This window comes from Adlercreutzia sp. ZJ138, from assembly GCF_011038935.1.
GTDB lineage: Bacteria > Actinomycetota > Coriobacteriia > Coriobacteriales > Eggerthellaceae > ZJ141.
In genome coordinates, this window is the sequence record NZ_JAAKEA010000039.1 from 1 (window position 1) to 7,488 (window position 7,488).

Annotated in this window: 4 protein-coding genes; 2 read left to right on the forward strand and 2 right to left on the reverse strand. The window is 45.7% G+C overall.

The genetic code is table 11. The annotated features are described in order from the left end of the window. The first annotated feature begins 240 nt into the window (after nt 1-240). Together G7Y43_RS10465 and G7Y43_RS10470 are read left to right on the forward strand one after the other, a co-directional pair. On the forward strand, nt 241-1,017 hold the full coding sequence (locus G7Y43_RS10465) for an ABC transporter permease (protein ID WP_165046356.1): 777 nt from the start codon (nt 241-243) through the stop codon (nt 1,015-1,017). A gap of 15 nt (nt 1,018-1,032) precedes the next feature. After that, on the forward strand, nt 1,033-2,877 hold the full coding sequence (locus tag G7Y43_RS10470) for an ATP-binding cassette domain-containing protein (RefSeq protein WP_165046357.1): 1,845 nt from the start codon (nt 1,033-1,035) through the stop codon (nt 2,875-2,877). A 157-nt stretch (nt 2,878-3,034) separates the two neighbouring features. On the opposite strand, the gene G7Y43_RS10475 is transcribed toward G7Y43_RS10470, so the two are convergent. Next, on the reverse strand, nt 3,035-4,324 hold the full coding sequence (locus G7Y43_RS10475) for an ATP-binding protein (protein WP_165046358.1): 1,290 nt from the start codon (nt 4,322-4,324) through the stop codon (nt 3,035-3,037). Between the two features lie 252 nt (nt 4,325-4,576). Then, complete coding sequence (locus G7Y43_RS10480) at nt 4,577-6,979, reverse strand: glycosyltransferase family 2 protein (protein WP_165046359.1); 2,403 nt, start codon at nt 6,977-6,979, stop codon at nt 4,577-4,579. Between the last annotated feature and the right edge of the window lie 509 nt (nt 6,980-7,488).

The following is a 7,488-nucleotide window of genomic DNA, read 5'->3' on the forward strand; positions in this document are numbered from 1 at the left end:
AGCGTCATAGTATATGGGTGGCTTGCAACTGCAAGAAGAAGCGCCTTTCTCTGTTCGAAAAGATGAACACACCCCTTGAGGTTATGCCGCAGGCGTAACTCCCCGCCTAAAAACCCGAGAAGCTGTGTTTAGCTTTATGGTTGAGAATGCGTCGCGGCGGCTTAAAGGCGTGTTCTGTGTGATAACGTATGCGGATGCATTTACACGATTAACCAATGCGAGATGGGGGCTAATTATCCCATGACTGCAGCAAAGAGTCGCTTTAGCCGTGATTGGTTCATACTAACTTCGCTTGTTTCCAAAGACTTCAAGCTGAAGTATCGACGCAGCGTGTTGGGGGTGCTGTGGTCGGTGCTGAACCCCCTGTTGATGATGGTTGTTCTGACGGCTGTTTTCTCGACGTTTTTCAAGTTTCAAATAGAGAACTTCCCGCTGTATCTCATTCTGGGGCAAACATTGTGGGGCTTGATGGCCGACGCGACATCGGGGGCCATGAGTTCTATCATCGATTCAGCACCCCTCATCAAAAAGATTCGCATTAACAAGATGCTGTTCCCGCTTGAGAAGGCATCGTTTGCGGCACTCAATTTTGTGATATCGCTCATTGCTGTTGCTGCTGTAATGGTGTTTTTCCGCATTGTTCCTACAGTCAATATCGTGCTTCTGCCGGTTATCGTGGTGTACGTGTTTGTGTTCAGCCTTGGTTTGGGGTTGCTGCTTGCGGCGCTATCGGTGTTCTTTCGCGATGTTATGCATCTATGGTCGGTGGCGCTTACGGCCTGGATGTATGCAACGCCTATCATTTATCCGGTTGATATTCTGCCTGGTTGGATGATGACAGTCATGCAGTTCAATCCTATGTACTACTACGTCACCTACTTCCGTGACATCATGCTGTGGGGTGTCACGCCTGGTCTTATAGACAACCTGATTTGCGCGGGGTTCGCTCTTGCGTCTTTGGCGATAGGGTATGCGGTATTTAAAAAGCAGCAAAAGAAATTCATCTTGTACGTTTAAGGATGGGGTTGCGCAATGCCTGAGAACGTAAACACGTCCGCACTTGATATAGAAGCTGACGCCAACGCGGGAAGCGAAGATGCTCGTCCGACTATGATCAAGGTCGATCATGTTTCCATGACGTTTAATAAGGCTTCCGAGCAGCTGAACAATCTGAAAGAATACGCGATTAAGCTTGCAAAACGCGAGCTGTTTTTCGAAGGGTTTAAAGCGCTTGATGATGTGTCGTTCGAAGTGAAAAAGGGCGACGTGTTCGGCATCATGGGCACGAACGGCTCGGGCAAGTCGACCATGCTGAAGATTATCGCAGGCGTGCTGGAGCCGACAAGCGGTACGTGCCAAATCAATGGGAGTATTGCCCCGCTGATCGAGCTGGGCGCAGGTTTCGATATGGACTTGACGGCCCGCGAGAACATTTACCTAAACGGTGCGCTTTTGGGGTACTCGAAGGATTTCATCGACCAGCATTTCGATGACATTATCGATTTTGCCGAAATCGAGTCGTTTTTAGACATGCCGATGAAAAACTATTCGTCGGGCATGGTGGCGCGCATCGCTTTCGCTATTGCGACGGTTATTGTGCCTGAGATTTTAATAGTTGACGAAGTGCTTTCCGTTGGCGATTTCATGTTCCAGAAGAAGTGCGAAGACCGCATTAATGAGCTTATAGACAAGCATGGCGTAACGGTACTAATTGTTTCTCATAGCAACGATCAGATAGCGCGTTTGTGCAACAAGGCCATTTGGATAGAGAAGGGGCACACACGCCTTATGGGCGACGCTGCGATGGTCACGCGCGTGTATGGCGGCCTTGGTGGGCGTACCGGTAGCCCCGAAGCGGAAAAACGCGTGTTCGAAGCGCTGATGCGTGTAGGGGAGGTAGAGGTTCCGAAATCCGCCTACAAAGTGATCACCGGAGAAACACCAGCCAGTGTGAATGCAAAACTGGTTGCCGAAACATGGAAGGGAAAAACCTTCGACACCGTTGCGTTAGTGTGTGATACAACGCATGCAAACGCTATAGTTGCTAATCCTCTTGCGGGTGCGTACGGTGCTCCAGTGCTTCCCATTAAAACAGATGGTATTCCTGACGTAGTTGAACGATTGTTGTACGAGCATAAGCCGAAGCAGGTTTTCGTATTCGATTGTGGGGGGAATGCGACCGCTGTTCTTGATAGATTACATGAGTTGCCATGGGAAATATCGGTTGTTACCTTTGGGTATGATCAGGGGTTACTGGAGTTCTCGTTCGGAGTCTACTCTTTTGGAATAAAAGAGCATTTATGGAAAAACCATACAGTTGCTTTGATTAGCTTCAACTGTAATTCGGAGTCTTTTGCTGCTTCACCTTTTTTGTATGGAAGCATTTGCCCTACGATTCTGTTCTCGCCAGGGGACTCTTCTGTGACAAGAATTGTTGATGCTCTGCAGTATTCTGAAGTGGAACAGCTCCTTTCATTTGGGGATGATTCCGCTGAAAATGCCGAACAAATTGCTAAACGCCTTACTGTATCGTGCGAGTACTTAGGTTCTAATCTCGAAAGAGACGCATGTGTAGAAATATGCACGTTTGTTTGTGATCTCAATTCGAAGAATAGAAGCGATAGTGCACCACACTTCTTGTTCGTTGCATCTCGATCGTCAACTCAGTGGGCTGAGCTTTTGTCGACTGGCTGTTGTGCAGGAGTTTATAGATCGTCTCTTTTGTTGGTTGATGATGCAGAGCTTGATAGTATGTCGGAGTCTTTGGATTTTGTTACCCAGCATTTTGCTGAATTGTCAAAACTCGTATTCTCTGGTGTATCAATGCGTGAAGTTGATTCAAGAAGAAGCCTTATGTGTAGTGCTTTTCAAGCTTAATCAAGACGAAAGTGCTAAAGTTGCTGTATCGCTAGGCAATATATGCTCCAGTGCTGTAACCCCCCCTGTCTAGTCAATTGGTACCAACGCCCACTTGGCTGGTTTACCAGCAACCCCACAAGTCTTGGTACCGTTTTATACTAGCGTAATGATAAGTCTACAGGCGATATTCATGCGTTAGCTTGAAGTAGCGATTCCGAAAACATGCATCCATGACAACGATGCTAGCTGCAGAAAGGTTAACGAAGCGCACCCGGTTGAGAAAGCCAACAAAGCCATATTGAACGAGTAGATCGCTTACAAGTTCGTCGATGAACGAAGCGCTTACGATATCAATGTTGGTGAAATCGAGAATGCACTGTCCGGGAATATTAGAAAGTAGGTTGCATACCTTGTTGGCAAAAGCCTTTCCTTCATAGCGGCTTGCGCAGCCGCGAGAATCCTTATCGACCCTCATACGTGCATTATCAAAGTCGCTTTCAAGACGGTCTTCTACCCAAAGATCAACATGACTATAGCCGTCAAGTGTCTCGACGAGATCGATCGGACTATCAGTTTGTAATTGGAGATCGACCAGCGTGGTGCCATCCTTAATCTTAGAAACAATTGACAACGCAGATCTTGGTTCGCCATTGGCTGTGTAGTGTTTCGTAAAGTACCTTATACCGTCAGATGCCAGCGTGAACGAACCGGATGTAGCTGCGACCACCCTATCCATTAACCACAAGCCGTTCCCGGCACCATTTCCGTCAGTTACTCCTTTGCGAAGTGCGAGCAACAATGATTCCGTTGTTGATTCAAACTTATGACCGCCACGCATCAAGGATGCGGGTATCCCTTGTCCTGTATCGAATACTGCGACAGCAACATGGTGGCTGCCTTTATGATATTGAACCATTACATATCCGGTAGCATTCTCGTCCTCGGGCTTCTCGGAGAAATGCTGTAATGTGTTGTCAGTGACTTCATTTAAGACCAATTCGAGTGCATCTAAAACACCCTCCGCCATATGGTCGGTACGACGAATTGACTCCATGATCTCACGAACGATATCATAGTGAGTATCTGGCGTGAATTTCCAAACACGATCCAGGAAGCTTCCCGGAAGGGCGGTTAAATCATACATATGGGGTTCAAGAATCCCTGCATGCTTCAAATAGGTAGATTTCCTCCAGCTTACTGAATTAATAAAGCGACATCCGTGTTCGTCGCGATAATAATCCAATATTCCCGCCAGAGGTACGCAAACATTGGGAAAGCATGAGGCGTTTTTCGACTTGAGACGCAGTTGAAAGACGCGATAGCCACCTTTGATACCCTCTTGAACTTTTCGGGCTAAATAGCGGGGTGCTCCAACGTTGCTCAGGTCAAGCGTAATTGGGAGATAAGGATCGGACATTGTGGTTGTAGCATCATGATTGTCCCTTGAGGGAGATTTTGCGTTCATTGACGACTCTTCCATTCCGAAATGGTTTTTATTCATGTTAATATGTAACCGGTAAACCCCCCAGGCCTCTGCTTTGCATGCAAACTTCGGGGGGTATTATATTAAGTTAACCCATGACGAGGTAATTTGACATGGGTTAGGTTAGGGGCATACGAACGTCAAAGCCATCGTGTTGCCAGAAAACTCCAAGAGGTCAACTGGAATCCTCTTGGAGTTTTCCACATTATGACTAGAATGGCTAACACCCCTGTCCTATATGCTCAGAGTACTAAATTGCCCATGGTAAGGATCACCGCTTGCATAGTACTTGCTCCATCTTGATTTGAGAAGTCCCTGTTCGGAAAGGAACCTTGTATAGTTTTCTGATTTTTCGTCATCCGATCCCCTTGAAAGCGATTCATAGTGATAAAGCAAAGCTTCAGGATCGTATACGACATATAAGCCAAGTTCTCTAACCTTAAGACAATAGTCAACATCGTTAAATGCGACCGCAAAATCAGTATCAAGTCCGTTTACTCTTTCAAAAACATCCTTTTTTGTCATTAGACATGCCCCCGTAACGGCAGAAAGATCTTGCACGAGAGAAGCACGTCTCATATAGCCTGAGTCATTCTTGTCTAGATTGGAAAAGATGTGTATTGGTCCGCCCATTTCGAGAGGGGAGTTGCATTTAATCATAATTACCCCAGCATGCTGTACTGTATCATCGGGATACAGTAGTTTCGCCCCAACAACGCCAACATCTGATCTTTGGCAGAATGAAAGCATGGATGAAAGCCAATTCTGCTCTATGATTTCAGTGTCGTTGTTGAGCAGAAGTAAGTAGCTACCACGTGCTGCTTCCGCTCCAAAGTTGTTGATTGCGGAGTAGTTGAAAGCTGAATTCCAGAATAGTACTCTTATTCGATCATCAGCTTCGACCGTCTTGTAGTACTCAAATGTTTCTTCTTCGGCACTATTGTTTTCTACGATAATAATCTCATAGTTCTGATAAGAGGTTTTATTCAGAATAGAGGCTATGCATCTCTTTAGCACGCTTACATTGTCCTTGTTTGGGATGATAATTGATACAAGTGGGGTGCTTGTAAGATCGTACTCTACATGGTAAAAGCAAGGGTTCTCTGTGAGCGATACAGTAGCAGGCAACCCTAGCCTTTTGAGATGGTCCGCCAAAGCACGTCTTCCGGCGTCGTCGGCATAGTTTTTGTTGTCAGCAGATGCCGCAGTCGAACCGCTATGGATTCGCCAATGATATAAAACCTTGGGAATATGAACGATGTTCTGCGATATTTCAGCCAACCTAAGGACTAGGTCATAATCCTGCGCGCCATCATATTCTTTATTAAGCAACAGCTCTTGCATTGGCTTCGCTTTTACGACAAGAAAATGGGTGATGTAATTATGACACCGAAGCAAGTCAAGATTGAAGTCTGATTTGAAGTGAGGTGCCAGACGTCGTTCGTTTTCATTGAGAAAATCTTCGTCGCAATAGAATGCAAGAGCGTCGGGGTTGTTGCGTACGGATACGGCATATTCTTTGAGAGCGTTCTTTGCAAGAACATCATCATGATCAAACAGTGCGATATAGTCGCCTGTTGCGGCAAGTATACCCCGGTTGGTGTTTTCGGCAATGCCAAGGTTGCGCTCCATCGTAATGATTCTTATGCGAGGGTCGTCCAATCGGGCCAATTCGTTGGATAGGTTTGGATCGTCAGGACTTGCGTTGACCAGAATGAGTTCCCAATTCGAATAATCCTGAACTAGTACAGATTGAACCATGGCTCTAAAAAAGTAGGGGGGCGTTTTGTATAACGGAGTGATGATGCTAAACTTCGGAGGGTTTTCGAAATGGTAGTCATGCTCCGAGTAAGCTGATGAAACACTGTCTTGTATACGAGCCCATCGACTATATGAGTCGGGAGAAGAAACGGTGTAAAAGTGTGGGCCAGCAGCAGATAAGCGCTGTTTCGACAAGGGATCGAGACAAAGGAACCCTGAACGATTGCTATTGTTGCTTTCTGCTACGAGACAATATGTGAATTCGTCTTGAGGTAAGCGAACCGTGAAGCTTGTCTCAAGACGCCTAACCCCAAGAGACAGCGTCGTTGTTGTGGTGCCAAATATAACACTTGCAACGTCAGTTGGCTTTCCGTTACCGTCGATCATTCGTATTGAGGGCTCTTTTTCATCTAGGGGTGTGCACACAATTCCTTTTAGTATCATTTCCTTTTTTGGGGATTGTGCGTACGTAACAGAAAGTGGATTGATGTGAATCTGTCGAGAGTAGGTTTTTCGATCCGTATCCCGAATCTGATGCATTTTCTCGTTCATTAAGCGATAGTTAAACCTTGAAAGCCATTTGATATGAGAGCGACGTAGTTTTCTATGGAAGATGATTCGGGTCTTTCCGAAGGAGTCTGTCGCTTCGGCAAGGATTCGAATTGAGGAAGTAGCAAGCATCGGCGTTGCTACAACGATTTGTGACATAGCTATATTCTCAAGTGAATCGAGATTGTATACCTCTGCCGGAAGTGACATTCCGTCGTCAGAGACAACCTTGATATCGGGGAGGTTTTCAGGTTGTTTGATGGTTGCTTCGAGTAATACATATATTGTCCCGGCACCCCGACACAAGCCTTTAATTTTTACACGCATTGAAACCCCTTTTACATGATAGACAACTCAGGTTTTTCCTAAATCATTCTCTTTGCCTCATCTATGAATGATACTTGAAGATTGGCGAAATGCAAAAATGTTTGCAGATACAGTCACTTTTTCCCTTATGGATTCAGGTTATGTGCTGGACGGATACTATACTTCGAGGAAAAATGAGAAAAGCTCCGACTTTTCGAATTCCCGTCTTTAGGATTTGACACCAGAATTCTTTAGGGTTTTCGACATACGCTTATCTGTAAAAACCAGCCAATGAGCTGGTCTTTTTGTATATTCTGTGAAGGGTTGACAAGTTACTTCAAAAGGGTTTTCTATATGGTGCTATGGAGTTATAATAGAAGCATTGCTGCTATGAAGAAAGGGTGAGCGATGGCGTATTTCTTGAAGAAGTCCAAGAACAAAAAAGGACTCTATTTACAGATATACGAAAGCCACTGGGATGCCGGACGCGGGCATACGGTAAATAGCTCTGTGAGAGCACTCGGATATGA